Raw genomic sequence first — 26540 nt, 5'->3', positions numbered from 1 at the left:
TCGTCCACCAGGAGTATTTGAATGGAAAAATCGAGTCAAAAAATGCGTATTCCTGTTCTCTCGGCCTTGACGGTGGCCGTGATGCTGGCGGCGGGTGCGCCTATGGCCCACGCGCAGGCTCAGCCTGTCACGACAACCGAGCAAGTCCAGAGCACGACGCTGGGGCTGCCTGACTTTACTGGCGTTGTTGCCAAGACCGAGGATGGAGTAGTCAATATCCGTACCACCGAGGCCGTCCGGGTGCGCTCCCCCGCCATGGGTCCGGGTTCGGATCCTTACGATATGTTCCGCTGGTTCTTTGGGCCCGATTTCATGCCGCCCGGCATGGCGCCGCAGCGTCCTCGTGGCGGTGGCAATGAAGGCCAGCAGCCTCAAGAGCGCACAGTGCCACGTGGTGTGGGTTCGGGTTTCATCATCTCTGCTGACGGCTACATCCTGACCAATAACCATGTGGTGGCCGACTCCAATGGCATTTTCGTCACGCTGAGCAACGGCAAGGAATATCCAGCCAAGATCATCGGGACGGACGAGCGCACCGACGTGGCCCTGATCAAGATCGAAGCCAAAGACCTGAAGCCCATGGTGATCGGTGATTCCAAGCAGCTCAAGAAAGGACAGTGGGTTCTGGCTATTGGCTCGCCCTTCGGTCTGGAATCCACCGTGACTTCCGGGATTGTCAGCGCCATCAACCGTGAAACCGGCGATTACCTGCCTTTCATTCAGACTGACGTGGCTGTGAACCCCGGTAACTCCGGGGGGCCGCTGATCAACCTGAATGGCGAAGTAGTGGGTGTGAACTCCCAGATCATTTCGCGTAGCGGTGGCTTCATGGGTATTTCCCTGGCCATTCCTATCGACGAAGCCATGAACGTGGTCGAGCAGCTCAAGTCTGACGGCAAGGTGACTCGCGGCCGTATCGGTGTGCAGATCACTCCGGTAGCCGATGATGTCGCTACCGCGCTGGGTCTGAAAGACAGCAAGGGTGCCTTGGTCAGCAGCGTGGAAGAGGGCGGTCCTGCCGCCAAGGCCGGTATCCAGTCTGGCGACGTGATCCTGAAGTTCAACGGTCGCACCATTGATCAAATGACAGACCTGCCCCGTATTGTGGGAGGCACCAAGCCAGGTCAAAGCTCCACACTGGAAATCTGGCGCAAGGGCAAGTTGCAGACCATCAAGATTGATGTCGAAGAAATGCCTTCCAGCAGCCCAACTGCTGCCGCCAAGGACGAGAAAGACAGTCCTGCTGCCAGCACGGCCGATGCCTTTGGCTTGAAAGTGACGGCAGTTCCTGCTGCTGATCTGAAGCGTTTGGGCGTTGAAAGTGCGGTTCAGGTAACAGAGGCCACGGCCCCTGCCAGCGAAGCCGGTCTGCAGCCTGGTGACCTGATTTTGCGTGTCAACGATAAAGACGTAGGGACGCCGGATCAATACGCTAAAATGGTGGCTTCCTTGGATAAATCCAAAGCAGCAGCCTTGCTGGTCCTGCGTGCAGGGCAGTCGCAATGGGTTTTGATTACGCCATCGAAATAAAAATTCTGTAAAACGGCTAAAATGGTAGTCATTGATGAACTCCGGCCAGGGGCCGGAGTTTTTCCGCCGCTATTCGCGGGGGCAGTTTGCCCCGAATGGATACTGGCTCCACGTGCGCCCGTCTGACAGGACGGGTCTTGCGTTTTCGGCGCGTGGACTGAAAAGGGGCGTCATGTGCGCCCCTTTCTTGTGCCGTCTCTCTGGCATTGCGCCTCAACATTTTCTTTGTTTATTAACGGGTTTATGGATCACATCCGCAATTTCTCTATTATTGCCCACATCGATCATGGCAAATCGACCTTGGCTGACCGCCTGATCCAACGCTGTGGTGGCCTGGCCGACCGCGAGATGTCGACCCAGGTTCTGGATTCGATGGACATCGAGAAAGAGCGTGGCATCACGATTAAGGCCCAGACCGCCGCTTTGCACTACAAGGCTCAGGATGGCAAGGTATACAACCTGAACCTGATCGACACCCCCGGCCACGTTGACTTCTCCTATGAAGTCAGCCGTTCCTTGTCGGCCTGTGAAGGTGCCTTGCTGGTCGTGGACGCTTCCCAAGGTGTGGAAGCGCAGACTGTAGCCAACTGCTATACCGCTTTGGATCAGGGCGTGGAAGTGATTCCAGTGCTCAACAAAATGGACTTGCCTTCGGCTGACCCGGATGCAGCTCGCCAGGAAGTGGAAGACGTGATTGGCATTGATGCCAGTGACGCAATTGCCGCCAGTGCGAAAACCGGCCTGGGTATCGACGAGATTCTGGAAACCATCGTGGCGCGTGTTCCGCCGCCAGTGGGTGATCCGACTGCTCCCTTGCAAGCCCTGATCATTGACTCCTGGTTTGACAATTACGTGGGCGTGGTCATGCTGGTGCGCATCGTCAACGGTGTGCTCAAGCCCAAGGAAAAAATTCTGCTGATGGCCACCCGTGCGACGCACCTGGTCGAGCATATCGGTGTCTTTACCCCCAAGTCTGAAAACCGTCCTCATCTGTCTGCAGGCGAGGTGGGTTTCATCATTGCCGGCATTAAAGAGCTGGAACACGCCAAGGTTGGTGACACCATCACTCTGGCCGGCAAACCGGCTGAAAAAGCCTTGCCGGGCTTCAAGGAAGTGAAGCCTCAGGTGTTTGCCGGTTTGTACCCGGTGGAGAGCAGCGAGTACGATCAACTGCGCGATTCCCTGGAAAAGCTCAAGCTGAACGATTCCTCCCTGATGTTTGAGCCCGAAGTGTCTCAGGCGCTGGGCTTCGGTTTCCGTTGCGGTTTCCTGGGCCTGCTTCATATGGAAATCGTCCAGGAGCGTCTGGAGCGCGAATTCGACATGGATATCATCACCACCGCGCCGTCGGTGGTGTACGAGGTCGAGCGTCGTGACGGCGAAGTCTTGATGATTGAAAGCCCTTCCCGCATGCCGGAAGTGTCCCATATCGAAGACGTACGCGAGCCTATTGTTGTGGTTTCGCTGCTAATGCCGCAGGAATACGTGGGCCCGGTCATGACCCTGTGTACAGCCAAGCGCGGTTTGCAGTTAAATATGACCTATCATGGCCGTCAGGTGAACCTGGTCTATGAGATGCCTCTGGCCGAGATCGTGCTGGACTTCTTTGACCGACTCAAATCGGTATCGCGCGGCTACGCTTCCATGGACTACGAGTTCAAGGAATACCGTTCGGCCGATGTGGTCAAGGTTGATATCCTGATCAACGGCGACCGGGTTGATGCCCTGTCCATGATTGTGCACCGTAGCAACGCCCGTTACCGTGGACGCGAAGTGGTCGCCAAGATGCGCTCTCTGATTCCGCGGCAGATGTTTGATATTGCGATTCAGGCTGCCATTGGCGCCGAAGTTATTTCTCGCGAAAACGTCAAGGCATTGCGCAAGAACGTGCTGGCCAAGTGTTATGGCGGCGATATTTCTCGTAAGAAAAAGCTGCTTGAGAAGCAAAAAGCCGGTAAGAAGCGGATGAAGCAAGTTGGGAACGTGGAAATTCCGCAGGAAGCCTTTTTGGCAATTTTGCAGGTCGAGGATAAGTAATGCTCTGGTCGGCAGCTCAAGCCGACCACAGCCAGGACTGCTTTAATTTCTTTAAAGGAAACCGATGAGCTGGGATTTCGCTCTGATTTTGTTTGTACTGCTGATACTGACCGGCGCAATCTGGTTTTTGGATCGTTTCTCCCTGCGCTCGCGCCGTCTGGCGCGTGCGCAGGCCGCGATGCAGGCGGTACCGGAAACGGCAGCTCAAGACCCCGAGCACTTGCAGCAACTGCGCCAGGACGCTTATGACCAGGCCAACCGCATGCCGTGGTGGATTGAGTATGGCGTCAGTTTTTTCCCAGTCATTCTGTTCGTGTTTGTATTGCGCTCTTTTATCATCGAGCCTTTTCGCATTCCGTCGGGCTCCATGTTGCCCACGCTGAAAAATGGCGATTTGATTCTGGTGAACAAATACGAGTACGGCATTCGCCTGCCTGTCAGTGGTACCAAGGTTGTGCCTTTGGGCCATCCCGAGCGTGGCGATGTGATTGTGTTCCGCTATCCCGTTGATACCACTGTGGATTACATCAAGCGTGTGGTTGGTGTGCCGGGTGACCGCGTGGAGTACCGCGACAAGGTATTGTCCGTGAATGGTCAAGTCATTACCCAAGTGCGCAGTGGCGATTACTACGAGCCGGATCGCTCCGCTTACATTGGGCGCTATCTGGAAGAGCTGGGCAAAGTGCAGCACAACATCTTGCTGAACAAGACTCAGCCTCAGGGTTTGATGCCTATCGTGGCGTTCCCCAACCGCGACTCCTGTGAGTACTTCTCCAACGGTATCTCTTGTGTGGTGCCCGAAGGTAATTACTTTGTCATGGGAGACAATCGCGACAATAGTCTGGACAGTCGTTATTGGGGCTTTGTGCCCGATGAGAATATTGTGGGACGCGCCTTCTTTATCTGGATGAATTTCCGCGAACTTAGCCGTATAGGTCGCTTCCATTAATGAAACGTCTTGCTTTGCTTGAAGCCGCTATCGGCTACTCCTTCAAAGACACAGGCCTGCTTGAGCAGGCCTTGACCCATCGTAGCCACAGCGCTCGCCATAACGAGCGGCTGGAGTTCCTGGGGGATTCGGTCTTGAACTTCACGGTTGCGGCCTTGTTGTTCGACCGTTTCCAACGCATTGATGAAGGCGATCTGTCCCGCCTGCGAGCGAATCTGGTCAAACAGGCCGCTCTGGCGGAAATCGCTACCCGTCTGGGTTTGTCGGATTATTTGCGTCTGGGGGAAGGGGAGCTGAAAAGCGGTGGTTTCCGTCGTCCCTCCATTCTGGCAGACGCGCTGGAAGCCATTTTTGGCGCTGTCTTTCTGGACGCGGGCTTTACGCAAGCCCAAACCGTCATCACCCAGCTCTATGAGCCCATGCTGGTAGATGTGGACCCCAAAACCTTGGGGAAAGATCCCAAGACCTTGCTGCAGGAGCTGCTGCAAGGTCGCAAGCTGGATTTGCCGGTGTATACCGTGGTGGCCACCCATGGCGCAGCCCACGATCAGCTCTTCGATATCGAATGCACGATCGCCAAGCTCAACATCCATGTTCGTGCCAGTGGCAGCAGCCGTCGTGCGGCTGAACAAGCCGCCGCGACGCAGGCCATTGCTATTTTAGAAGCTGAATTTCCAGCCAAGACGACGCGCGCCAGTCGCCATCGTCGCCCCTCACAATTGACATTGCCCGTGGCAGTGTCGCAGGAAACAGAATGACAGAGACCCCTTTTCGCTGCGGCTTCGTGGCTATTGTTGGACGACCGAATGTCGGCAAGTCCACGCTGGCCAATGCCCTGATCGGCAGCAAGATTTCGATCGTGTCGCGCAAGGCGCAGACCACGCGTCACCGCATCAACAGTGTGCTGACGCGTGATCACGATCAAATGGTGTTTGTGGACACCCCCGGTTTTCAGACCAAGCACGGCGGGGCCATGAACCGCATGATGAACCGCGTCGTGACCCAGGCTCTGGCCGATGTGGACGTGGTGGTGCATGTGGTTGAAGCCGGCAAGTGGTCCGCTTCGGACGCCGAATTGCTGCCCATGCTGCCTAAAGGCGGCAAGACCATTCTGGTCATCAACAAGGTTGATGCCTTGAAAAGCAAGAATGACTTGCTGCCTTATATCGCCCGCCTGTCGCAGGAGTTCGAGTACGGCGCCGTGATTCCGGTCAGTGCTGCCAAGCGCCTGCAACTGGACCCTTTGCTGAACGAGATCGCCTCCCGCCTGCCTGAAGGTGAGGCCATGTTTGACGCTGACACCATTACCGACCGCTCGGTGCGCTTCATTACCTCGGAGCTGCTGCGCGAGAAGATCTTCCGCCTGGTGGGTGACGAGCTGCCGTACGGGTGTACCGTGGTTATCGAACAATGGGACGAGAACGAGCAGGGCGCGCGTATTTCGGCCTGCGTGGTCGTAGAACGCGAAAGCCACCGTCCGATTCTGTTGGGAGCGGGTGGCATGCACATGAAGCGCATTGCAACCGAGGCTCGCCAAGATATTGCCAAGCTGATCGACAAGCCCGTGTTCCTGGATGTGTATATCAAGGTGCGCAAGGGCTGGTCCGATCGTGAAGCGGTCCTGCGCGACCTGGGGTATGAGTAATCCCCGTCATCGCTTTCAGGACGAAGCGGGCTACATACTGCACACCAGTGCCTGGCGTGAAACGTCCCTGATCTGTCATGCCTTTACACGTAACCACGGGCTGGTGCCCCTGGTTGCAAAAGGCGCCAAAAGGCCGCATTCCATTTTGCGGCCTGCTTTGTCTGTGTTTCAGCCTTTGTTATTGGCCTGGTCGGGCAAAAATGAAGTCAAAACGCTGACACGGGCGGACTGCGCCGGGATTCGCCCCTTGAAAGGTCGTGCTCTGATGTCGGCCTGGTACATGAACGAATTGTTGATTCGTTTGTTGCCGCGTGAAGACCCACATCCTGTTTTGTTCGATGCCTACGAAGAGGCTCTGGTGCACTTGGCACAGATTCCTCGTCCACCCGTGGCGGGGGCCTTGCGGCGCTTTGAGTGGGTGCTGCTGACCGAAACCGGCTATGGCTTTGATGAAGCCACGCCGGACTTTGACGACCCTGTCGGCGAGCCAGAGTTGCGCATACGCTTGCGCGAACGCCTGAACAGCTTGCTGGGTCGCCCCTTGCATACCCGCTCTGTTCTCATGCAGCTGCAACGCTATTGATATGGCCGTCTCCCTTCCTTCCGTGCTGGTTCTGGATACCTGCGTACTGATCTCCAACGTACTGCGCCGCTTGCTCCTGGCCCTGGCTGACGAGCAGTTGTTCAAGCCTGTCTGGAGTCCGGTGATCGGGGACGAATGGCGGCGTAATGCGGGCAGGTTGTGGAAAGTCATGCCCACCTCTATCGAGGAGCAGTGGGAAGCGCTGCAACAGCGTTACCCCGAAGCCGATTTAGGCGATAGCAGCGAGTTCAAGAAGGACTTGCGCTACTCCGATGCCAAGGACTGGCATGTGATCGCCACTGCCCGTTTGGCACAGCAGCGTTATCCCGATCAGCCGGTCGGCATCTTGACCCGTAATCTGAAAGACTTTAATCGTTCCGAGCTGCGTCGCCTGGGGATCAGCTTGTGGGAGCCGGATCAGCTTTTGAGTTTGTACATGGCCGCGCACCCGGATTTGATGCAGCGTTTGCTGGATGGTTTGCCCGCTTTGATGCTGACGCCCGAAGCGCAGGCACTGGATACGCATACCTTGTTAAAGCGTGATCGTTTGTTCAGTGTGGGGCAGGCTTATTTGCGGCGTCAGAAAATGGACGAGGCGCACTCATGAAGCAAGGTGTTTTGCTGTCGGTCCTGGCCTCCGCTTTATTTGCCTGCCTGTACTACTACGCCACCGTCTTGCAGCCACTTAGTGGCGAGCAGGTTTTTGCCTGGCGTATTGTGCTGGGGCTGCCTGCTTTGGCTTTGGTGATCACTCGGGCACGGCGCTGGCGGGAAGTGCGTTGGGTATTGCGTCACTGGCCCGGGAATTGGCGCTATTTTGCCTTGCTCTTGCTGGCTGCAGCCCTGGTCGGGGTACAGCTCTGGATTTTTGTCTGGGCGCCTTTGCACCAGATGGCGCTGGACGTGTCCCTGGGCTACTTCCTCTTGCCGCTGATGATGGTGCTGGTAGGGCGGGTGATCTACAAAGACAGATTGAGCACCATTCAGTGGATTGCTGTGGCATTGGCCGGCGTGGGTGTGCTGCACGAGCTGTTCCGCGTAGGGAGCGTCTCCTGGGCGACAGCGGTGGTGGTTGTGGGTTATCCACCTTATTTCATGCTGCGCCGTTATCTGCGTCTTGGCTCGCTGGCTTCACTCTGGTTTGATCTGAGCTTCTTGTTCCTGCCAGCTTGCTGGCTGCTCTTTGTTCAAGACACGCAGATGTGGGGCCTGTTCGCGGATCAGCCTCGCTTGATCTGGCAGGTCCCGGTTCTGGGCCTGATCAGCTCGGTTGCGTTGGTCAGCTATCTGTCTGCCAGTCGTCAGTTGCCTTTGGCCTTGTTTGGCATTCTGGGCTATGTGGAGCCGGTGCTCTTGTTCTGGGTGGCGTATTTGCTGCTGGACGAGCCCATGAGCGCGAATCAGTGGTGGACCTATATTCCGATCTGGATTGCCATTTCCTTGATGGCTATGGAAGGTTTCATCAAGATGTGGCGACCCGGACCGCCTGTGCCGCCTCCCAAGGCGTAAACTCTGCTTGTTAGTACCAGCCAGTGCCGAAGGGCTGTTAGCGTCTACCCAGACGTTCTGGGGGCTTCCTGAGTGAAGCAGAACCCAATATAAAACGACTCCTGAAAGACCCTCTCCAAAGTTGGATAGCTATCCATGCTTTTGGGAAGGACATGACAGGAGTCGTTTTTTTTACTACGGGGCTCTTCTAGAGGAGATAGTCCGGGCCGTACCAGACTGGGTCCTGCGCGATATAAGCAGGCTGCTTAGCGCAGTTTCTCCGGGCAGTCAGGTTGATTGCGCAACAAATTGGCCTGGGTCACCGAACAACCCGCTGGTACGTCTTCCGTAATCCAGACATTCCCGCCAATCGTGGAGCCGGCACCCAGCGTGACGCGGCCCAGAATCGTGGCGCCAGCGTAGATGACCACATCGTCTTCCACGATGGGGTGACGGGCCTGGCCCTTGAGCAGCAAGCCTTTTTCGTCCTTGCTAAAGCGCTTGGCACCCAGGGTGACGGCCTGATAAATACGAACCCGCTTGCCGATGATGGCGGTCTCGCCAATCACAACGCCGGTGCCGTGGTCGATGAAACAGGAATGGTCAATTTGCGCGCCGGGGTGAATATCAATACCGGTCTGGCTGTGGGCCAGTTCTGCAATAATGCGCGCCGTCAGGGGCAGCCCCAGATTGGTCAGAGCATGGGCGATGCGGTGATGGATCATGGCCAGCAGACCGGGATAGCACAGCAGTACCTCGTCCACATTGCGGGCAGCCGGGTCGCCTTGATAGGCGGCGACCACGTCCAGATCCAGGGTGCGGCGCAAGTCTGGCAGCTTGTTGGCAAAAGCCTGTATGGCCTTGTGTGCCTGCTCTTCAATGGTTTCGCGATCGTATTTGTCACCACGGAGCAGGGCAGCGCGTTGCAGCTCGATACGCGCCTGTTGCAGCAGCGTATTGAGCGCCTGGCCCAGGTGGTGGCCGACAAAGTGATCTTCGTACTCGCGACGCAGCTCCGGGCTGCCCAGGCGCATGGGAAACAGGATGCCTTTGAGCTGCTCGGTCACTTGAATCAAAGCTTGTACCGACGGAAATTCCTGGCCTTCAAGCTCGTTCAAGCGTTGATGCGCCTGTCGCCATTCTTCGCGGGCCCCGCGCAGATTGTCGACGATATGTTGAGTTTCAAAGACTGCCACCAGTGTTCTCCAAAGGGGAAATTTTCTACAAGGTTTACTATACCCGCGCGTCTGAGCAAGGACACGAAAAACAGGGCGCTGCGTCAGGGTGATTCCCTTTGCCATGGCTCAGGCCTGGTCGTGCCGCTTCAAGGCCCCATGAGCTTGGGGCAAGATCAAGCAGATGAGGGGCATGGTCAGGTTTTCAAGCCAGCGTGCTTGAGCGTGCGGATAATAAAAAAAGCCCCCTTCGAAAAGGGGGCTTGGGGAGTGCGGGGTCCGCGATCTTATTCGCGGTTACCGCCCAGCACGCCTAAAAGCACCAGCAGGTTGCTGAAAATGTTGTAGACGTCCAGATAGATCGCCAGGGTGGCCGACACGTAGTTGGTTTCACCACCGTTGATGACGCGCTGCAGATCAACCAGCAAGAAGGCCGAGAAGATACCGATAGCCATCACGGAGATGGTCAGCATCAGCGCAGGCAGTTGCAGGAAGATGTTGGCCAAGGCCGCAACCAGCAAGATAACGGCACCGACAAACAGGAACTTCTGCATGCCGGAGAAATCACGCTTGGTGGTACTGGCAATAGTTGCCATGGCGCCAAAGACCGCAGCGGTACCGCCAAAGGCCAGCATGATCAGTTGTGCGCCATTACCCATGCCCAGGACAAAGCCCAGCAGACGGGACAGCATCACACCCATGAAGAAGGTAAAGGCCATCAGCAGGGCGACACCCAGCGAGCTGTTCTTGTTCTTTTCGATCAGGAACATCAGGCCAAAGGCACCGACCAGGAAAACAATGGCGCTCAGGCCTGGGCTGGCGCCCATAACCCGGTTAATGCCGGAGGACAGGCCCAGCAAGGCTCCCAGCACGGTGGGAATCATGGACAGGGCCAGCAGCCAGTAGGTGTTGCGCAGGACGCGATTGCGAGCAATCAGCGACTGGGCGCCCAGGGTGCCGTTATGCTCAGGCAAGCTTGATTGACGAAATTCGCTCATGATGAGTCCTTAGAATACAGAGAGATCAGTGGTCAAGAATAACTGACAACTACCTGAATAATCAAGAATCTTCTTTATTATTCAAGCACCCAGTTTATGAGCATGCACTTGGCAGCCTTGCGCCTGGTAGACACGCCAGCGTTCGCGAGCCTGGGTACGGTCAGCTTCCCGTTCGGAGACAATTTCCAATATACGCGGGAATTGTTCAAAACCGGGCGGGCATTGGGCATCCAGATTCAACAGCCAGCTTTGCTCACCTGCGGGCACGGGGGCGGCACTGGTCAACAAAACAGGGGTGGCGGCTGCCAAGGGGTCTTCCACACCGACGTGCGGGACAAAAGCCGTGGATTCAAAACCCCAGAGCAGGCGATCGAAACGGGCCAGTTGGCGGGCATCGGAAAGATACACCACCACCTGACGGCCCGCCTCGTAGTGCTTGCGCACGACCTCGCAGGCCATACGCAAGCGATCTGGCGCGCCGAAAGCGAAATCGACGCGGCTCATGCTTAGCGACACTGATTAAGCAGGTACTGAACCAGCAAAGGCACGGGACGGCCTGTGGCGCCCTTGTCCTTGCCGCTGCGCCAGGCAGTACCGGCGATGTCCAGGTGAGCCCAGCGGTACGCTTTGGTGAAGCGGGACAGGAAGCAGGCGGCGGTTACCGAACCGGCTGGTGGGCCACCAATATTGGCCATATCAGCAAAGTTCGAGCGCAGTTGCTCCTGGTAGGCGTCGTCCATGGGCATGCGCCATGCCGTGTCACCCGTTTGCTTGCCAGCTTGAATCAGTTCATCAGCCAGGTCGTCGTCGGTCGAGAACAGGCCGGTGTTGACGTGGCCCAGAGCGACCACGCAAGCGCCGGTCAGGGTGGCCATATCGATCACGGCAGCGGGTTTGAAGCGCTCGACGTAGGTCAGGGCATCGCACAGAACCAGACGGCCTTCGGCGTCCGTGTTCAGGATCTCGATGGTCTGGCCAGACATGCTGGTCACGACGTCGCCCGGTTTATTGGCGCGGCCGCTGGGCATGTTTTCGCAAGAAGCCACCACAGCGATCACTTCACGGTCGATGTTCAGTTCGGCAATGGCGCGCATGGTGCCTAGAACGCTGGCAGCACCGCCCATGTCGTACTTCATTTCGTCCATATTGCCGGCTGGCTTGATGGAGATACCGCCCGAGTCGAAGGTCAGGCCCTTACCCACCAGAACGATAGGGCCGTCCTCGTGTTTGGTCTTGGTGTTGGGGGTGTGGCGCAGCACGATGAACGCAGGCGGTTCATCCGAGCCCTTGGCCACCGACAGAAACGAGCCCATCTTCAAGGCTTCAATCTGCTTGCGCTCCAGCACTTCGGCCTTCAGCGTCTTGAATTCCTTGGCCAACTGCTTGGCGGTTTTGCCCAGGTAGGTAGGAGTGCAGATATTGCCGGGCAGGTCAGCCAGCAAGCGAGTCAGGTTGACGCCGTTACCAATGGCCTGACCTTGCTCCAGACCCGCCTTGGCTTCGCTGGCTTGGGTGCGGGCCGTCCACAGCAGGAACTGGCTCAGTTTGGGAGCAGGTTCGGGCTTGCTGAACGTGGCGGTGTAGCGGTAGCTGGCGCGGCATACGGCCACGGCAGCGTCCTGAGCGCGGCTGCGCAAGGTGGTGCCTTTGCAATCAATGCTGGCCAGGGCCGAAACGGCTTCTTTCAGGTCTGCTTTCAGGCAGTAAGAAGCAAGGCAGGCCTGGGCTTGCGTATGAGTTGCTGCTTTGTATTCCTCTTGAGCGCCTAAGCCGACTAAAATAACGCGTTCGGCCTTAACACCGGGCAGATTGCGCAGCACCAGGTGGGTATTGGGCTTGCCTTTAAACTCGGCTTTGACAGCAGCGCTCACAGCTCCGTTGCTGGCGCGGTCGATAAGTTCCGCTGCGGGGCTTAGAATGCCCTCGGCAAAGACGCCTACGCCTAGTGCGGCCGTCTTAATTTGGTGCAAAGAAGCGGATGTCTGTGTGCTAAATTCCATTCAACTATCCTCAGTGTGTCGCAAATCGTACCTGCGATTATCTCGCAAATTCTCATATGTCTCTATTTAAACGCTCTGCGGTATCCGAAATCTTAAGTCACAGTGGCGTTGTACTGTCCACTTTGCTGATTGTGTGGCTTAGTGTACTTCTGGTGCGTTTGTTAGGCGAAGCGGCCAATGGCACGATTGGCCCTGATGTGGTGCTGGGTCTGGCCGCCTTTTCCAGTATTACCGCCTTGCCGATTATTCTGGCCGTTTCCCTGTTCATTGCCGTGCTCACCACCGTGACGCGCAGCTTTCGGGAATCCGAAATGGTGGTCTGGTTTGCCAGTGGCCTGTCCTTGAAAAACTGGGTAACGCCTGTGTTGCAGTGTGCGGTGCCGACTGCCATCCTGATTGCCGTGCTGACCTTGCAGGCTTCTCCCTGGGCCTATCGCCAGATTGCTGAATACCGCCAGCGTTTTGAGCAGCGCTCGGACCTGAGCAAAGTTACCGCCGGGCAGTTTATTGAGTCCGACGATGGCGCCCGTGTGTTTTACGCGGACTCCCCGGAAAAAGAAGGGGATGAGTTGGGTAATGTGATCGCCCGCGTGATCGACCCGCAGTGGCTCAGCATTGTGACTGCGCAAAGTGCCCGCATGGAAGAGCAGCCCAATGGCGATCGCTTTCTGGTCTTGAGCGAAGGCCATCGCTACGACTTGAAGCCCGGTCAGGCCGAATTCCGTATGGTGGACTTCGAAAGTTACGGCATGCGTCTGGAGAGCCGTGATGCAGGCAATACCGCTGAAACGATTCGCGCCCGTGCCGAGCAGCAGATCAAGGCTCGTCAAACCACCTTGTTACTTAGTGATGACGATGCCGAGGCGCGCTCACAGATCATGTGGCGCTTGGCTTTGCCCTTGGCGGCACTGAATCTGGCCTTGCTGGCGATTCCTCTGGGAGCGGTGAATCCCAGGATGGGACGCTCAGGCAATATTCTGGTGGCTGGTCTGGTAGGTCTGCTCTATATGAACCTGATCAACCTCTCGCGCGGCTGGATTCGTAATGGCCAATTGGGTTTTGAAATCGGTTTGTGGCTGGTCCACGCGATCTTCCTGCTGATCATGGTCTTCATGATGTGGCGTAAATTGCGCATCAAGGCACCTAAACCACCAGCGACAAGCTGAAGTAGAAAAGGGGCGTGACGTCCCTTTTTTGTGCCTGTTACTTCTAGCTTGATTGAGCGATTCAAGCTCCATCCAGCAAATCTTGTCGCTCCTGAACAGACTGCTTCAGAAAGTGCCAGAGCCGGGTCAGGCTGGGATTTTGACGCTGCTCCTCATGACAGAACATCCAGAAGCGTCGACGCAATTCCACCTGGTCGGGTAGAACGCAACGCAGGCGCGGATCGGTTTTTGCCAGAAAGCAGGGCAGAACGGCAATTCCTTGTCCCTGCAAGGTAGCCTGATACTGCGCAATCACGCTGGTGCTGCGAAAGCGTACGGCGGCGGATCTGACGATTTCTTCCAGATAGCGCAGGCTGTCGCTGAACACCAGATCATCCACATAGGCAATAAAGCGATGCTGGGACAAATCCTGCACGCTTTCTATGGGCGGATGGCTGTTCAAATAATCCTGATGGGCATAGAGCCGCAAGCTGTAATCAGCCAGCCGCGTACACCAGTAAGGACCGCGTTGGGGGCGCTCCAGTGCAATCGCCAGGTCGGCATCCCGGCGTGACAGACTGATAGGGCGGGGTACAGGCAACAGCTCCAAGGTCAGCTCCGGATATTGGGCCTGGAAAATGCTGAGCAAGGGCGTCAGCACATAGCTGCCAAAGGCTTCGGTGCAGCCCAGGCGCAGCTTGCCGGTCAAGGGTCTGGCCTTGCCCGTAATCGCATCGCGAGCTGCCAGCAAGCGGCTTTCTACCGGCTCCATGCGTTGCTGTAGATTCTGTCCTTCACTGGTCAGGCTATAGCCGCTGACCGTGGACTTATGAAACAGACGCAAGCCCAGTTCCTGCTCCAGCGCCTGGATACGGCGAGCTACGGTGCTGTGCTGCACCCCCAGCCGCTGGGCGGCAACGCTGATACGTTGGCAACGGGCCACTTCCAGAAAGTAACGCAGATTATCCCAGTCCATCGTGACGAGCCCGCCCTGAAAAAGACTTGTGCATAAATGCCCAGCTCCTGTGCATTTTTCAACATGGTAAACGGGTCTTGAGGCTTCTACACTCGATGAGAACCCTCATACAAGTGGGATAACAAATAAGGCTTAGCCGCCTGAGCAATTCATTGGAGACATGCTATGACGGAAGTGGTTCGTGTACCTTTGCTGATCGATGGACAACATGTTCAATCCAAGAGCACCCGTTGGGACGATGTGCTCAATCCAGCCACCCAGGAAGTCGTGGCCCAAGTGCCTTACGCCACGATGGAAGAGCTGGAAACCATTATTGCCAGCTCGGCCAAGGCTTATGAGAGCTGGCGCCATTCCAGCCAGGGCGCGCGCATGCGCGTCATGCTGAATCTGCAGCGTCTGGTGCGTGAAAACAGTGCCAAGCTGGCTGAAGCCATCTCGCGTGAACACGGCAAGACCATGCCTGACGCTGAAGGTGAAGTAGGCCGCGGCCTGGAAGTGATCGAATACGCGTGTTCCATTGCTTCGATGCAATTGGGCGAATACGCAGAAAACGCTGCGGGCGGTATTGATGTCTACACCCTGATCCAGCCCTTGGGCGTGTGTGCCGGTGTGACCGCGTTCAACTTCCCGGTGATGCTGCCCTGCTTCATGTTCCCGCTGGCTGTGGCTTGCGGTAATACCTTCGTGCTCAAGCCTTCCGAGCAGGATCCTAGCGCCAGTCTGATGCTGGCTGAACTGGCTCTGGAAGCTGGCCTGCCTCCAGGCGTGCTGAACGTGGTCCACGGAGGTGCAGATATTGCCAATGCCCTGGTGACCCATCCTGAAGTCAAGGCTGTGTCCTTTATTGGTTCGACAGCTGTTGGCACCGAAATTCACCGTCGTGCCACTGAAGCTGGCAAGCGCTCGCAAGCCATGATGGGCGCCAAGAACCACTGCATTGTGATGCCTGATGCGGATCGTGATGTGGCGATCAACCAATTGCTGGGCGCTGCTTTTGGCGCGGCCGGCCAGCGCTGCATGGCGATCTCGGTAGCCGTGATGGTCGGCGAAACTGGCGAGTGGGTTGATGAACTGGTCAAACGTGCTGCCACCATGAAGGTCAACGTAGGTACGGACCGTCAGGCCGATCTGGGCCCCTTGGTCTCGCCGCGTGCTCGCCAGCGTGTGGAATCCTTGATTGAAGCCGGTGTACAGGAAGGTGCCAGCCTCTTGCTGGATGGTCGTGGCGTGAAAGTGCCTGGCTATGAAAGCGGTAACTTTGTCGGCCCAACCATCTTCAATGATGTGAAAGCCGATATGCGCATTTACGAGGAAGAAATCTTCGGACCCGTGCTGTGCATTGTGCGTGTCAATACGCTGGAAGAGGCGGTGCAGTTCATCAACCGCAACCCCAACGGTAATGGCGTGTCCATCTTCACCCAGGACGGCGGCCATGCGCGCTACTTCCAGAACCGTATTGACGTAGGCCAGATCGGTATCAATATTCCTATCCCTGTGCCTGTGGCCTGGTTCAGCTTTACTGGCTCGCGTGCGTCCAAGTTGGGTGACCTGGGTCCGAACGGCAAACAAGCCGTTCAGTTCTGGACACAGACCAAAACCGTGACGGCCCGTTGGCAAGCTCATGCCAATACGATGAATACAACAATCAGCATGACGTAATTGTTGAATCTATATATATAACTTAATGCAATAAGCGAGCTGTTCCTTATTACATATAATAGCCCTGTACCTGGGGCTATTAACATATGAATATTCAACAATTCCGCTTTGTCCGAGAGACCATCCGACGTAACTTCAATCTGACTGAAGCCGCTCGCTCGCTCTATACCTCCCAGCCGGGGGTGTCCAAAGCGATCATCGAGTTTGAAGATGAACTGGGCATCAAGATTTTTGAACGTCATGGAAAACGCATTAAGGGCTTGACCCGACCGGGCGAAGCTGTCGCCGAGGTGATCGACCGCATCATGCGCGAGATCGACAACCTCAAGCGTGTCAGCGACGACTTCGCCCGCCGTGATGAAGGCACCTTGGTGATCGCTTGTACCCACGCCCAGGCACGATATTTGCTGCCCAAGGTGATCCCTGAATTTCGCCGTCGCTTTCCCAAGGTCCATATGTCCTTGGCTGAAGGCAGCCCGCCTGTGCTGGCCCAGATGGTGATACATGAGCAGGCTGACGTGGCCATCGCTACCGAAACCCTGGCACTGACGCCGGGCCTGGTCGCCTTGCCGGTTTACACCTGGGAGCATACGGTGGTGGTGACGCCGGACCATCCACTGGCTGATTTGCCTGCCAACAAGCAGTTGTCCATTGAAACCCTGGCGCAATACCCCATCGTGACTTACGACCATGCTTTCTCGGGCCGAGGTTCGATCGACGAGGCCTTTGCCAAGCATGGCATCACTCCGGATATTGTGCTGGAAGCTATTGATGCTGACGTGATCAAAACCTACGTTGATGTCGGTCTGGGTATCGGTATCATCGCAGGCATCGCGTTCGATCCGCGTCGTGACAAGGGTCTGGTGGGCCTGCCAGCAGGGCATTTGTTTGGCGCACACCACACCAAGGTGGCGGTGAAAGCTGGGGCTTTCCTGCGTGACTATATTTTTGAACTGCTGGAGATGCTGGCACCGGAATTGACCCGGGATGTGGTGCTGAGCGCTCTGGACGAGAAACAAGCTGGTGGCCCGTTGTAGAGCTAGCCACTGTTTAGTTGGCAATAAGGGCCATCGTGATTACACGGTGGCCCTTATTGTTTGTGCGGTCGGCGTGGTTTTGCAGGGCAGGTGAGAGCTTATGGTCAAAGGCTATAAGTAAAAATTGAAACAAGCTATCGACTCAATTGACTATGATAATAAGAATGATTATCATTATCCAACTTTCTTAGCCAATGGAGCTTCCTGTGTCTCAATACGTCAGTGCAGTCGTGGTTGGAGCAGACCGTCTGGGGAACATTCCCGACTTGCTCAAGATCCACAATATCTCGATCAAACATCATATTAGCGGGCGTGATCCAGCCCACCAGAAAAAAACCCTGCAGTTGCCTTCCGGCACCGATTTGCTGATTTTGCTGACCGACTTCCTGGGTCACAACGTCATGAAAACCTTCCGGGCTGCTGCCTTGAAGTCCGGTATTCGAGTAGTTGCCTGCCGACGCTCGGTTTGTAGCATGAAGCAAGCCTTAACCCAATGCGGCTATTGTGAATCTTGTCCGCTCGGTAAGTCCAAGAGCCACTAGATTGGCGGCATGACTTACTGGGGCAAAGAAGGAATCTTTACAGATTAAAAAAAAGCCACTGTTATGAAACAGTGGCTTTTTTGTGTGCTGCCGGTTTGGCAGCAGGGTGGTCTTATTTGACGCTACGCAAACGAGCTTCGGACTGCTGCGTATCGGCAGCCGCCAGACGGCGTGCGCCGTTATAGCGTTTTTTCCAGTAACCCACTTCCATGCTCTCGACGCGGACAACAGCGCCAGTGCGAGGGGCGTGGACAAATTTGTCATCACCCAGGTAAATGCCTACGTGAGAGAAACGAGCGCCACGAGTATTGAAGAAGACCAGGTCACCTTTGCGCAGCTCGCTACGGTTAACCGAAGTGCCTTCTTTGGCAATGTCCTTGGATTGGCGGGGCAGTTTCAGACCCAGGGACTTTTCAGCCACGTAGGACACCAAACCGCTGCAATCAAAGCCAGTGCTGGGAGCATCGCCACCAAAACTGTACTTCACGCCCAGGAAGTTCAGGGCGGCGTTGGCAAGGCCGTGGGTAGAGGAAGAAGCTTGGCTACTGCGGCTTTCGGCGCGCCCTTGGCGACGATCGCTGCTGTACGCAATATTGATGTCATTGCGAGCGCGGTTAGCTAGATATGTACCCAGAGGGTCGGACTCGGTCTGGAATTCGTAGTCGGCGTAATAGCCGTGATCCAGTTCTGCACGATCTTTGTTCTGGCTGGACTGTTGAGTTCCAGTGGTGGCACACCCTGTCAGAGCAAGCGCGCCGGCTAACAAAAGATACTTGGCGCTGCGATAGGTAATGTGCAAAAGTGCGGGTGGATTCAGGTAATGTGGCGGCATGACCAGGGCTTTTTTAAGGACTTGGTGGGCAGCAGCACAACCTTGATGCCTATTTTTGCTGAAATTAGCAGCAATTGATGGGTATCAGGGCTGTAAGTATGGCTAAAAGCACCATACTTTGCCGGACGTTGCTGTGCGTTGAATGTTTGGCAGTGTACCGGATGATAATTGCACCGTAAAGCATTGTAGGAGTGTATTTTGCGATTGAATCATACTGTTGCAAAGTGCGGCTGACAGCGGTTTTCAGGCCCTGTGCATGGGTCCAGTGCTGTTCTTGCTGACTTGTTGAAAGTTAGCCGAAATAGAGCGAATTTTTACTGTTTATAGGGATTGAATGATGCGATTTATGGGACAAGCCCTAGGGAAAGCCCTAAACGAAGGAGTACGGCTGCGCGAGTTGTGGGCTTGGGCTATGTATGATTTCGCAAACTCTGGCTACACCACCGTCATTTTGACCAGTGTTTACAGTGCCTATTTTGTTGGTGTCGTCGCCGAAGGCCGCAGCTGGGCTACCTTGGCGTGGACCTTGGCCTTGTCCGCTTCGTATTTGAGCATCATGTTGACCATGCCGGGGCTCGGTGCAAAAGCCGATGCACGTCAAGGCAAAAGGCGACTTTTGTTCAGCAGCACCATAGGCTGTGTGTCGGCAACCGTGATGCTGTATTGGGCCGGTCCCAATGACATTGTCTGGGCCCTGGTTTTCATCGCTTTATCCAATTATTGCTACTGCATAGGTGAGTCCATCATCGGCGCTTTCTTGCCGGAAATTGCCCGGCCTGACGCCTTGGGGCGTGTCTCCGGTTGGGGCTGGGGTTTTGGTTATTTTGGTGGCATGTTGGCCTTGGGCCTTTCCCTGGCTTTTCTGACCTGGGCGACATCGCAAGGATGGACGGCTCAAGAGTATGTGCCCGGTATCGCCCTGATTACGGCTGCCTTGTTTGCCTTGTCAGCCTTGCCTTCTTTTCTGTTTCTGCGCGAGCGCAGTGCACCCAGCGGGGCAGAGCAGCAGGGCATGTTGTCGCGCCTGATTGCATCGGCGCGTGATGTGCATCAGCATTTTCCCGATTTCCGCACCTTGTTGTTATGTGGTGCTGCCTATCAAGCCGGGATTGCCGTCATTATTACTTTGTCGGCGGTGTACGCCACCGAGGCCATGGGTTTCACCATGGCGCAAACCATGACGCTGATCTTTACCGTCAATATTGCGGCCGCTGTGGGGGCTTTGTTGTTTGGACATGTGCAGGATCGCATCGGCCATAGACGTGCTCTGGCACTGACGCTGTGCGCGTGGCTGGTCATGGTGGGAATTGCTGTCAGCACGCGTTCCTTGGCCGGGTTCTGGGCGGCGGCAGCCGTCGCCGGGCTATGCATAGGGAGTAGCCAAAGTGCAGGGCGAGCCATGGTTGGACTGCTGGCTCCCAAGAGTCGTCTGGCTGAGTTTTTTGCCTTGTGGACCTTTGCCATTCAACTGGCCGCAGTATGTGGTCCGCTGTCTTACGGTCTGGTGACTTGGCTAAGCGGCGGGAACCACCGCTTGGCTCTGGCCTGCACGGGATTATTCTTTCTGGCGGGCCTGCTGATCCTGTCGCGTTTGAATTTTCAGCGCGGCATTTTGGCCAAGAATCAAGCCGATCTCAGTTGTCAGGATTGAGTAAGTAAGGCGCGTTACGTTTATATAAAATTAAGCTGGGCTGCCCATGCGTGGCCCAAAAAAAACACCAAATCTGGAAAATAAAGGAGCCAACACCATGAGCGGTCCAACGTCTATTGAATCCGTCCTGTCGGAAAGCCGAGTCTTTCCCGTGTTCCCCAAACTGGAACGCGAAGCAAGCATTGCTGGCATGGCGGCCTACCAGGAGCTTTGCCAGAAAGCCGAGCAGGACAACCCCGGTTTCTGGGCGGAGTTGGCCCGCGATCGTCTGGTCTGGACCAAGCCTTTTACCCAGGTTCTGGACGACAGCAAGCCCCCGTTTTACAAGTGGTTCCATGATGGCGAGTTGAACGTCTCGGCCAACTGTCTGGACAAGCACCTTGGCACCCCCACTGAAAACAAAACTGCACTGATCTTTGAAGCCGACGGTGGTGAAGTCACCAAAGTGACCTTCCGCGAACTGTATGAACAGGTTTGCCAGTTTGCCAATGGTTTGAAAGCCCTGGGTTACAAGACGGGCGAACGTGCCCTGATCTACATGCCCATGTCGGTGCAGGCCATTGTGGCCATGCAAGCATGTGCCCGTTTGGGTATTACTCACTCCGTCGTGTTTGGTGGTTTCTCGGCCAAGAGCCTGCACGAACGTGCCGTGGACGTGGGTGCCTCCCTGGTCATTACCGCTGACGAACAGCGTCGTGGTGGCCGTGCCATCCCCCTGAAAAATGCAGTTGACGAAGCCCTGAGCGGCGGTGACTGCGAAGCCGTGCGTCACGTCATTGTGTACAAGCGCACGGGCGGTCCCGTTGCCTGGCATGAAGGTCGCGATCTGTGGTGGGAAGATGCTGTCAAAGGTCAAGGTAGCGAGTGCCCAGCCGTGTCCGTGAATGCAGAGCACCCTCTGTTTGTTCTGTACACCTCCGGCTCTACGGGCAAACCTAAAGGCGTGCAGCACTCCTCGGCAGGTTATCTGCTGGGTGCCATGCTGAGCGTGCAGTGGACCTTCGATGCCAAGGACAGCGATGTGTTCTGGTGTACCGCCGATATCGGTTGGGTAACAGGCCACACCTTCATTACTTACGGCCCTCTGGCTGCCGGCGTGACGCAGGTTGTGTTTGAAGGCGTGCCTACCTATCCGGATGCCGGCCGTTTCTGGAACATGATTGAACGCCACGGCGTGACGGTGTTCTACACCGCACCTACCGCTATTCGCTCCTTGACCAAGGCAGCCGAAGCGGACGAGGCCATTCACCCCAAGCAATACAATCTGGACACCCTGCGCATCATCGGTTCGGTGGGTGAACCCATCAACCCCGAAGCCTGGATGTGGTATTTCAAGAATGTGGGCCGCGAGCGTTGCCCCATTGTGGATACCTGGTGGCAAACGGAGACCGGCGGTCACGTCATTACTCCCTTGCCTGGTGCCACTCCTCTGAAACCCGGTTCCTGCGGCCTGCCGTTCCCCGGCATGGACGTTGCCATTGTGGACGAGGTGGGTGAAGAAGCGGAACGCGGCAATGGCGGCTTCCTGGTCATTCGCAAGCCTTGGCCCAATATGATCCGCACCATCTGGGGCGATCCAGACCGTTTCGTGAAAAGCTACTTCCCACCCGAGCTGAAAGGCTATTACCTGGCCGGTGACGGCGCACAGCGTGATACTGACGGTTACTTCTGGGTCATGGGCCGTATCGACGACGTGCTGAACGTTTCGGGCCACCGCTTGGGCACGATGGAAGTGGAGTCTGCTCTGGTGGCACACCCGCTGGTCGCTGAAGCCGCTGTTGTGGGCAAGCCTGACCCAACGACAGGTGAAGCCATTGTGGCCTTTGTGGTGCTAAATGGCGATCTGCCTTCCGGCGAAGAGGCCGACAAGGTTGCCACTGAGCTGCGCAATTGGGTAGGCAAGGAAATCGGTCCTATCGCCAAGCCTCGTGAGATCCGCTTTGGTGAAAACCTGCCCAAGACACGTTCGGGCAAGATCATGCGTCGTTTGCTGCGCTTTGTTGCCAATAACGAGCCGATCACCCAAGACGTATCCACGCTGGAGAATCCGGCCATTCTGGATCAGTTGTCCGAAGCACACTAATTTTTTTGGTAGTTCCTGTTTGACCCTGGTTTCTTTGCAGAGCCAGGGTTTTTTTATTTCTCCTGATTATTTTGTTACTGAAAACCTGCGCAGTGTGGAATTAGCCTAGCATTGAGTCCGTGGCCAAAACATCGGTCCATGAATTCAAAGAAAAGGGGAAAGGTTTGAGCGGGGAACAGCAGGCAGACAGGGGCGCTTTGGCGCTGATGGGCTTGGTGGTACTGACCTGGGGCATGAGCTGGGTCGTGATGAAGGCGATGACTGTCTACATCGGGCCAGTGGATCTGATTGCAGCACGCTATGCGGTGGCATTTGTTTTTTTATGGCTGGTGCTGCGTCTTAAAGGCGGGCATTTACGGCCTACGCCATGGAAGCTGAGCCTGGGTGTTGCCATTTTCCAGACTACCGGCTTTCAACTGCTTAGCCAGTTTTCCTTGCAAGCCGGTGGGGCAGGCAAGATGGTGGCCCTGGCCTACACCATGCCAATCTGGATTCTGCTGTTGTCCTGGCCCATGTTGGGGCAACGACCTCAGAAACGTCACGTAATGGGTATGGTGCCCGCGATTTTGGGCTTGATGCTTCTGATTGCGCCCTGGGAAGGAATGGGCGGCATACTTGGTTCGGTTCTGGCGACATTGAGTGGCGTGAGCTGGGCCTTGGGGGCGGTTTTCTCCAAACAGCTATTTGAGCGTCATCGAGTGGAGCTGCTCAATGCCACAGTCTGGCAGTGTCTTCTGGGGATTGTGATTGTTCTGCCCTTGAGCTTCCTGATTTCCCAGCGTCCTATCGTGATGGAATGGCAGATGTTCAGTGGCGTTCTGTACCTGGGCGTGATTGCAACTGGGGTAGGTTGGCTGCTGTGGATGGCGGTAGTCAGTCGTGTCAGTGCGACCTTGGCGGGGATGTCCAGTCTGGGCGTGCCTGCACTGACTGTTTTGCTGGCCTGGCTGTTGCTGGACGAATGGCCAACTCAACTGGAGTTAATGGGGACAGGCCTGATTCTATTGGGGCTGTTCGTAGTGAACTGGCCCAGCCGGTCTCGCAAGTCATAGAGCAAAAAAAAGCCACCCTGAGGGGTGGCTTTTTCGACATTAACACTTCTGGCCTTGGTGGTGACACCAAGGCCAGATTTGTTTTTACATGCCGTTGTACACCGGACCTTCGCCGCCTTGCGGGGGAACCCAGACGATATTCTGGGTGGGGTCCTTGATGTCACAGGTTTTGCAGTGCACGCAGTTCTGTGCATTGATCTGCAGCTTGTCGTCGCCGGTTTCAGTCTTGATGAACTCGTATACGCCAGCCGGACAGAAACGGGCTTCGGGGCCACCGTAGCGAGCCAGGTTCACCGCCACAGGAACGGACGGATCTTTCAGCGTCAGGTGGACAGGTTCGTCTTCTTCGTGGTTGGTGTTTGAAATAAACACGGAGCTGAGACGATCGAAGGTGATCTTGCCATCTGGCTTGGGGTAGTCGATACGCGCGCATTCGGCTGCAGGCTGCAAACAGGCGTGGTCAGGCTTGTTGTTGCGCAGTGTCCAAGGCATTTTTCCTTTGAACAGGCCTTGCTCCACAAAGGTCATGACGGACGCAATCGAGCGGCCTTTCTTGAACCATTGCTTGAAGTTGCGGGCCTTGTTCAGCTCCTCATGCAGCCAGGACTGTTTGAACTTTTCGGCAAATTGTGACAGCTCGTCTTGCTTGCGTCCGGCTTGCAAGGCTTCAAAAGCGGCTTCAGCGGCCAGGGAGCCGGATTTGATCGCAGCGTGGCTACCCTTGATGCGCGAAGCATTCAGGAAACCGGCATCACAACCGACCAAAGCACCACCGGGGAAGCTGAGCTTGGGTAATGCCAGCAAACCACCGGCGGTCAGGGAGCGAGCCCCGTAAGCAATGCGCTTGCCACCTTCAAACGTGGCGCGCAGGGCAGGGTGGGTTTTGTAGCGCTGAAATTCTTCAAAGGGAGACAGCCAGGGGTTGGCGTAATCCAGACCGACTACCATCCCGACCATGACCAGATTGTTATCCAGGTGGTACAGGAAAGAGCCGCCGTAGGTGTCCGAATCCAGTGGCCAGCCAGCAGTGTGGATCACCAGGCCGGGCTGCGATTGAGAGGGGTCCACTTCCCACAACTCTTTAATGCCAATGCCGTAGCTTTGGGCATTGCGGGACTCGTCCAGCTTGAAACGCTCGGTCAGCTCACGGCCCAGGTGGCCACGCGAACCTTCGGCAAAAATGGTGTAGGACGCCAGCAGTTCCATGCCGGGTTGATAGTGGGCGGTGTGCGTGCCGTCACGGGCCACACCCATATCGCCCGTCAGGACGCCACGGACCGCGCCGTTGTCGTCATACAGAATGTGGGCAGCGGCAAAGCCGGGGAAAATATCCACGCCCAGGGCCTCGGCCTGTTCACCCATCCATTGCACGACATTGCCCAGGCGAACAATGTAATTGCCATGGTTTTTAAAACAGTCAGGCAGCAACCACATCGGGGTGCTGCGTGCGCCTTTTTCGGTCAGGAAAAGGAATTTGTCTTCAGTCACTTCTACCGAAATAGGAGCGCCTTGCGCTTTCCAGTCTGGCAGCAGCTCGTCCAGGGCGCGCGTGTCCATGACAGCGCCTGACAGGATATGGGCACCCACTTCAGCGCCTTTTTCCAGGACACAGACGCTGATTTCTTGTTCTTTTTCTTGGGCGAGCTGTTTAAGACGTATCGCGGTGGCCAGGCCTGCAGGGCCAGCGCCGACGATAATAACGTCATATTCCATCGATTCACGTTCAGACATTGCTGCTGATCTCCTATTACGGCTTAGCGCTTTGTTCTTGATTGTTGGCGGGTGAAATTCGTGTACTGTGCGTACGGTCGATTGTATTGTAGTCTGAGCAATCCCGTTTTGAGTTCAGAGGCCAGAGGCAGTGCCCCTTGGCTTCCGGCTTCATCAGTAAATATCAGTAAGGAGAGCATGTAATGACACAAGTAGTAGATTCTGGTGCAGGAGCCACTTTTGATATTGCCGTGCGCTGGGGCGATCTGGATGCCATGAATCATGTTAACAATACGGTCTACTTTCGCTACATCGAGGAAGCCCGTGTCCAGTTAATGATGAAGCTGGGCATGGTGCCACCTTCTCCACGTACCGGGGTGCTGGCGCACGCCAGCCTGGATTTCCTGCGTTCGGTCCTGTATCCGGCCACTGTGCGGATTGTGCACAAATTGCTGAAAGTCGGTGGCAGCAGCATTGAGTTGGAAGTCTTTGTGTGTGACGCAAATCAAGCTGATGTCATTTATGCACGTGGCCGCTGTGTGCTCGTGTCCATTAACCCCCAAGGCGGCTCACAACCTTGGACCGAAGATGAGCGTAAACAGATACACTCGGTTTTTCAGGGTTAAGCTTTACGTATACGGAAAGCATAGTCAAGTCGTAGAATGCCTGATAGCACTGTATGGTGCATAGCGGCATTATTGGACAAAGTTTGCTGTTTAGGCCAATTAAAGAGTTATTGGAGAGTCAATTGAATAAAGTCTATCCAAGCGCCAAGGAGGCGTTGCAGGGGGTCGTTGCCGACGGACAGACAGTCGCTGTAGGTGGATTCGGCCTGTGCGGAATTCCCGAAGCGCTGATTGCTGCGCTGCGCGATAGCGGAGTCAAAAACCTGACCTGCATTAGCAATAATGCCGGGGTGGATGGCTTTGGTCTGGGTCAGTTGCTGGAAACACGCCAGATCCGCAAGATGATTTCCTCCTATGTGGGCGAAAACAAGGAGTTCGAGCGCCAGTATCTGGCGGGCGAGCTGGAACTGGAGTTCACTCCTCAGGGCACACTGGCTGAAAAGCTGCGTGCCGGTGGCGCAGGCATCCCTGCGTTCTTTACCGCAACGGGTGTGGGTACTATCGTGGCTGACGGTAAGGAAATCCGCGAGTTCAATGGTCAGCAATACGTGATGGAAGAGGCCCTGGTGCCCGATGTATCGCTGGTTAAAGCTTACAAGGCCGACCGCAGCGGCAACCTGGTGTTTCGCAAGACCGCGCGCAACTTCAACCCGAACGTGGCCATGGCTGGAAAAATCACCATTGTCGAGGTCGAGGAAATTGTCGAGACCGGCAGCCTGGACCCGGATGATGTGCATTTGCCCGGCATTTACGTGCACCGTATCGTGCTCAATGCCCAGCCCGAAAAGCGCATTGAACAGCGTACCGTTCGTTCTTCCTGAT

The 26540-nt window shown here is 56.0% G+C and carries 24 protein-coding genes; 17 read left to right on the top strand and 7 right to left on the bottom strand.

Annotated elements, in window-relative coordinates:
* The first annotated feature begins 21 nt into the window (after window positions 1-21).
* From M2Q46_RS06875 to rarD, 8 genes are all read left to right on the top strand, one after another.
* Window positions 22-1530, top strand: a complete 1509-nt coding sequence (locus tag M2Q46_RS06875; protein ID WP_035272508.1) for a DegQ family serine endoprotease — start codon at window positions 22-24, stop codon at window positions 1528-1530.
* A gap of 243 nt (window positions 1531-1773) precedes the next feature.
* The gene (lepA, locus tag M2Q46_RS06870) at window positions 1774-3567 is read left to right on the top strand and encodes a translation elongation factor 4 (RefSeq protein ID WP_026483097.1); all 1794 of its coding nucleotides are present in this window, start codon (window positions 1774-1776) and stop codon (window positions 3565-3567) included.
* A gap of 64 nt (window positions 3568-3631) precedes the next feature.
* Window positions 3632-4516, top strand: a complete 885-nt coding sequence (gene lepB / locus M2Q46_RS06865) for a signal peptidase I (RefSeq protein ID WP_009456564.1) — start codon at window positions 3632-3634, stop codon at window positions 4514-4516.
* Window positions 4516-5274, top strand: coding sequence for a ribonuclease III (gene rnc / locus M2Q46_RS06860; RefSeq protein ID WP_009456563.1), 759 nt, complete (start codon window positions 4516-4518; stop codon window positions 5272-5274). Before lepB ends, rnc begins: the two co-directional genes overlap by 1 nt.
* Window positions 5271-6161: a GTPase Era gene (era, locus tag M2Q46_RS06855; protein ID WP_026483096.1), complete on the top strand. Its 891-nt coding sequence runs from the start codon at window positions 5271-5273 to the stop codon at window positions 6159-6161. The genes rnc and era overlap by 4 nt, the downstream gene beginning before the upstream one ends.
* Window positions 6154-6744, top strand: a complete 591-nt coding sequence (gene recO / locus M2Q46_RS06850; RefSeq protein ID WP_026483095.1) for a DNA repair protein RecO — start codon at window positions 6154-6156, stop codon at window positions 6742-6744. Before era ends, recO begins: the two co-directional genes overlap by 8 nt.
* 1 nt (window position 6745) lies before the next feature.
* Window positions 6746-7351 carry a PIN domain-containing protein gene (locus tag M2Q46_RS06845; RefSeq protein ID WP_035272512.1) on the top strand — a complete coding sequence of 202 codons (606 nt, stop codon included), beginning with the start codon at window positions 6746-6748 and terminating at the stop codon, window positions 7349-7351.
* Window positions 7348-8253 (top strand): EamA family transporter RarD, encoded by a 906-nt coding sequence (rarD, locus tag M2Q46_RS06840; protein ID WP_035272513.1) that lies wholly within the window; start codon window positions 7348-7350, stop codon window positions 8251-8253. The genes M2Q46_RS06845 and rarD overlap by 4 nt, the downstream gene beginning before the upstream one ends.
* A 245-nt stretch (window positions 8254-8498) precedes the next feature.
* On the opposite strand, the gene epsC is transcribed toward rarD, so the two are convergent.
* The 4 genes from epsC to M2Q46_RS06820 all read right to left on the bottom strand — a co-directional run bounded on the left by epsC (window position 8499) and on the right by M2Q46_RS06820 (window position 12405).
* The gene (gene epsC, locus M2Q46_RS06835; protein WP_035272518.1) at window positions 8499-9428 is read right to left on the bottom strand and encodes a serine O-acetyltransferase EpsC; all 930 of its coding nucleotides are present in this window, start codon (window positions 9426-9428) and stop codon (window positions 8499-8501) included.
* A 266-nt stretch (window positions 9429-9694) separates the two neighbouring features.
* Entirely contained in the window at window positions 9695-10405 is a 711-nt protein-coding gene (locus M2Q46_RS06830; RefSeq protein ID WP_009456559.1) for a Bax inhibitor-1/YccA family protein, read from the bottom strand.
* An 81-nt stretch (window positions 10406-10486) separates the two neighbouring features.
* Window positions 10487-10909 carry a DNA polymerase III subunit chi gene (locus tag M2Q46_RS06825; protein ID WP_226349221.1) on the bottom strand — a complete coding sequence of 141 codons (423 nt, stop codon included), beginning with the start codon at window positions 10907-10909 and terminating at the stop codon, window positions 10487-10489.
* A 2-nt stretch (window positions 10910-10911) separates the two neighbouring features.
* Window positions 10912-12405, bottom strand: a complete 1494-nt coding sequence (locus M2Q46_RS06820; protein WP_239054492.1) for a leucyl aminopeptidase — start codon at window positions 12403-12405, stop codon at window positions 10912-10914.
* A 56-nt stretch (window positions 12406-12461) separates the two neighbouring features.
* On the opposite strand from M2Q46_RS06820, the gene lptF reads away from it, so the two are divergent.
* Window positions 12462-13571: an LPS export ABC transporter permease LptF gene (gene lptF / locus M2Q46_RS06815; protein WP_239054491.1), complete on the top strand. Its 1110-nt coding sequence runs from the start codon at window positions 12462-12464 to the stop codon at window positions 13569-13571.
* A 61-nt stretch (window positions 13572-13632) separates the two neighbouring features.
* Here the strand turns inward: lptF and M2Q46_RS06810 are convergent, their stop codons facing one another.
* Window positions 13633-14526: a LysR family transcriptional regulator gene (locus M2Q46_RS06810; protein ID WP_035272524.1), complete on the bottom strand. Its 894-nt coding sequence runs from the start codon at window positions 14524-14526 to the stop codon at window positions 13633-13635.
* Window positions 14527-14691: 165 nt separating this feature from the next.
* Here M2Q46_RS06810 and M2Q46_RS06805 point away from each other — a divergent pair, with 165 nt between their 5' ends.
* The 3 genes from M2Q46_RS06805 to M2Q46_RS06795 all read left to right on the top strand — a co-directional run bounded on the left by M2Q46_RS06805 (window position 14692) and on the right by M2Q46_RS06795 (window position 17764).
* Complete coding sequence (locus M2Q46_RS06805) at window positions 14692-16185, top strand: CoA-acylating methylmalonate-semialdehyde dehydrogenase (protein ID WP_009456555.1); 1494 nt, start codon at window positions 14692-14694, stop codon at window positions 16183-16185.
* 86 nt (window positions 16186-16271) lie between these two features.
* Window positions 16272-17222 carry a CysB family HTH-type transcriptional regulator gene (locus tag M2Q46_RS06800; RefSeq protein ID WP_009456554.1) on the top strand — a complete coding sequence of 317 codons (951 nt, stop codon included), beginning with the start codon at window positions 16272-16274 and terminating at the stop codon, window positions 17220-17222.
* A 206-nt stretch (window positions 17223-17428) separates the two neighbouring features.
* On the top strand, window positions 17429-17764 hold the full coding sequence (locus tag M2Q46_RS06795; RefSeq protein ID WP_009456553.1) for a DUF2325 domain-containing protein: 336 nt from the start codon (window positions 17429-17431) through the stop codon (window positions 17762-17764).
* Window positions 17765-17876: 112 nt separating this feature from the next.
* Here the strand turns inward: M2Q46_RS06795 and M2Q46_RS06790 are convergent, their stop codons facing one another.
* Window positions 17877-18596 carry a C40 family peptidase gene (locus M2Q46_RS06790; RefSeq protein ID WP_026483087.1) on the bottom strand — a complete coding sequence of 240 codons (720 nt, stop codon included), beginning with the start codon at window positions 18594-18596 and terminating at the stop codon, window positions 17877-17879.
* Window positions 18597-18942: 346 nt separating this feature from the next.
* On the opposite strand from M2Q46_RS06790, the gene M2Q46_RS06785 reads away from it, so the two are divergent.
* The 3 genes from M2Q46_RS06785 to M2Q46_RS06775 all read left to right on the top strand — a co-directional run bounded on the left by M2Q46_RS06785 (window position 18943) and on the right by M2Q46_RS06775 (window position 23382).
* A complete protein-coding gene (locus M2Q46_RS06785) occupies window positions 18943-20247 on the top strand; it encodes an MFS transporter (RefSeq protein ID WP_026483086.1) in 1305 nt (434 codons plus the stop codon).
* A gap of 97 nt (window positions 20248-20344) precedes the next feature.
* Window positions 20345-22330, top strand: a complete 1986-nt coding sequence (gene acs / locus M2Q46_RS06780; RefSeq protein ID WP_026483085.1) for an acetate--CoA ligase — start codon at window positions 20345-20347, stop codon at window positions 22328-22330.
* Window positions 22331-22494: 164 nt separating this feature from the next.
* Window positions 22495-23382, top strand: coding sequence for a DMT family transporter (locus tag M2Q46_RS06775; protein ID WP_031232600.1), 888 nt, complete (start codon window positions 22495-22497; stop codon window positions 23380-23382).
* 84 nt (window positions 23383-23466) lie between these two features.
* Here the strand turns inward: M2Q46_RS06775 and M2Q46_RS06770 are convergent, their stop codons facing one another.
* Window positions 23467-25113 (bottom strand): electron transfer flavoprotein-ubiquinone oxidoreductase, encoded by a 1647-nt coding sequence (locus M2Q46_RS06770; protein ID WP_035272529.1) that lies wholly within the window; start codon window positions 25111-25113, stop codon window positions 23467-23469.
* A 182-nt stretch (window positions 25114-25295) separates the two neighbouring features.
* Here M2Q46_RS06770 and M2Q46_RS06765 point away from each other — a divergent pair, with 182 nt between their 5' ends.
* Both M2Q46_RS06765 and M2Q46_RS06760 read left to right on the top strand, forming a co-directional pair.
* A complete protein-coding gene (locus tag M2Q46_RS06765; RefSeq protein WP_009456536.1) occupies window positions 25296-25718 on the top strand; it encodes a thioesterase family protein in 423 nt (140 codons plus the stop codon).
* Window positions 25719-25840: 122 nt separating this feature from the next.
* A complete protein-coding gene (locus M2Q46_RS06760; protein WP_009456533.1) occupies window positions 25841-26539 on the top strand; it encodes a CoA transferase subunit A in 699 nt (232 codons plus the stop codon).
* The last annotated feature ends 1 nt before the right edge of the window (window position 26540 follow it).

Source organism: Alcaligenes sp. YSL9 (assembly GCF_030515105.1).
Taxonomy (GTDB): domain Bacteria; phylum Pseudomonadota; class Gammaproteobacteria; order Burkholderiales; family Burkholderiaceae_B; genus Alcaligenes; species Alcaligenes phenolicus.
The sequence above is the reverse complement of the archived record's forward strand: the minus strand, read 5'-3'. Positions and strand labels throughout refer to the sequence as shown.

Coding starts and splice junctions, on each gene's coding strand:
- M2Q46_RS06785 (WP_026483086.1), top strand. CDS start 18,943: ATGGGACAAGCCCTAGGGAAAGCCCTAAACGAAGGAGTACGGCTGCGC.
- acs (WP_026483085.1), top strand. CDS start 20,345: ATGAGCGGTCCAACGTCTATTGAATCCGTCCTGTCGGAAAGCCGAGTC.
- lptF (WP_239054491.1), top strand. CDS start 12,462: ATGTCTCTATTTAAACGCTCTGCGGTATCCGAAATCTTAAGTCACAGT.
- M2Q46_RS06770 (WP_035272529.1), bottom strand. CDS start 25,113: ATGTCTGAACGTGAATCGATGGAATATGACGTTATTATCGTCGGCGCT.
- M2Q46_RS06820 (WP_239054492.1), bottom strand. CDS start 12,405: ATGGAATTTAGCACACAGACATCCGCTTCTTTGCACCAAATTAAGACG.
- recO (WP_026483095.1), top strand. CDS start 6,154: ATGAGTAATCCCCGTCATCGCTTTCAGGACGAAGCGGGCTACATACTG.
- M2Q46_RS06790 (WP_026483087.1), bottom strand. CDS start 18,596: ATGCCGCCACATTACCTGAATCCACCCGCACTTTTGCACATTACCTAT.
- M2Q46_RS06765 (WP_009456536.1), top strand. CDS start 25,296: ATGACACAAGTAGTAGATTCTGGTGCAGGAGCCACTTTTGATATTGCC.
- rnc (WP_009456563.1), top strand. CDS start 4,516: ATGAAACGTCTTGCTTTGCTTGAAGCCGCTATCGGCTACTCCTTCAAA.
- lepB (WP_009456564.1), top strand. CDS start 3,632: ATGAGCTGGGATTTCGCTCTGATTTTGTTTGTACTGCTGATACTGACC.
- M2Q46_RS06825 (WP_226349221.1), bottom strand. CDS start 10,909: ATGAGCCGCGTCGATTTCGCTTTCGGCGCGCCAGATCGCTTGCGTATG.
- M2Q46_RS06800 (WP_009456554.1), top strand. CDS start 16,272: ATGAATATTCAACAATTCCGCTTTGTCCGAGAGACCATCCGACGTAAC.
- M2Q46_RS06810 (WP_035272524.1), bottom strand. CDS start 14,526: ATGGACTGGGATAATCTGCGTTACTTTCTGGAAGTGGCCCGTTGCCAA.
- M2Q46_RS06845 (WP_035272512.1), top strand. CDS start 6,746: ATGGCCGTCTCCCTTCCTTCCGTGCTGGTTCTGGATACCTGCGTACTG.
- M2Q46_RS06875 (WP_035272508.1), top strand. CDS start 22: ATGGAAAAATCGAGTCAAAAAATGCGTATTCCTGTTCTCTCGGCCTTG.
- lepA (WP_026483097.1), top strand. CDS start 1,774: ATGGATCACATCCGCAATTTCTCTATTATTGCCCACATCGATCATGGC.
- rarD (WP_035272513.1), top strand. CDS start 7,348: ATGAAGCAAGGTGTTTTGCTGTCGGTCCTGGCCTCCGCTTTATTTGCC.
- era (WP_026483096.1), top strand. CDS start 5,271: ATGACAGAGACCCCTTTTCGCTGCGGCTTCGTGGCTATTGTTGGACGA.
- M2Q46_RS06830 (WP_009456559.1), bottom strand. CDS start 10,405: ATGAGCGAATTTCGTCAATCAAGCTTGCCTGAGCATAACGGCACCCTG.
- M2Q46_RS06805 (WP_009456555.1), top strand. CDS start 14,692: ATGACGGAAGTGGTTCGTGTACCTTTGCTGATCGATGGACAACATGTT.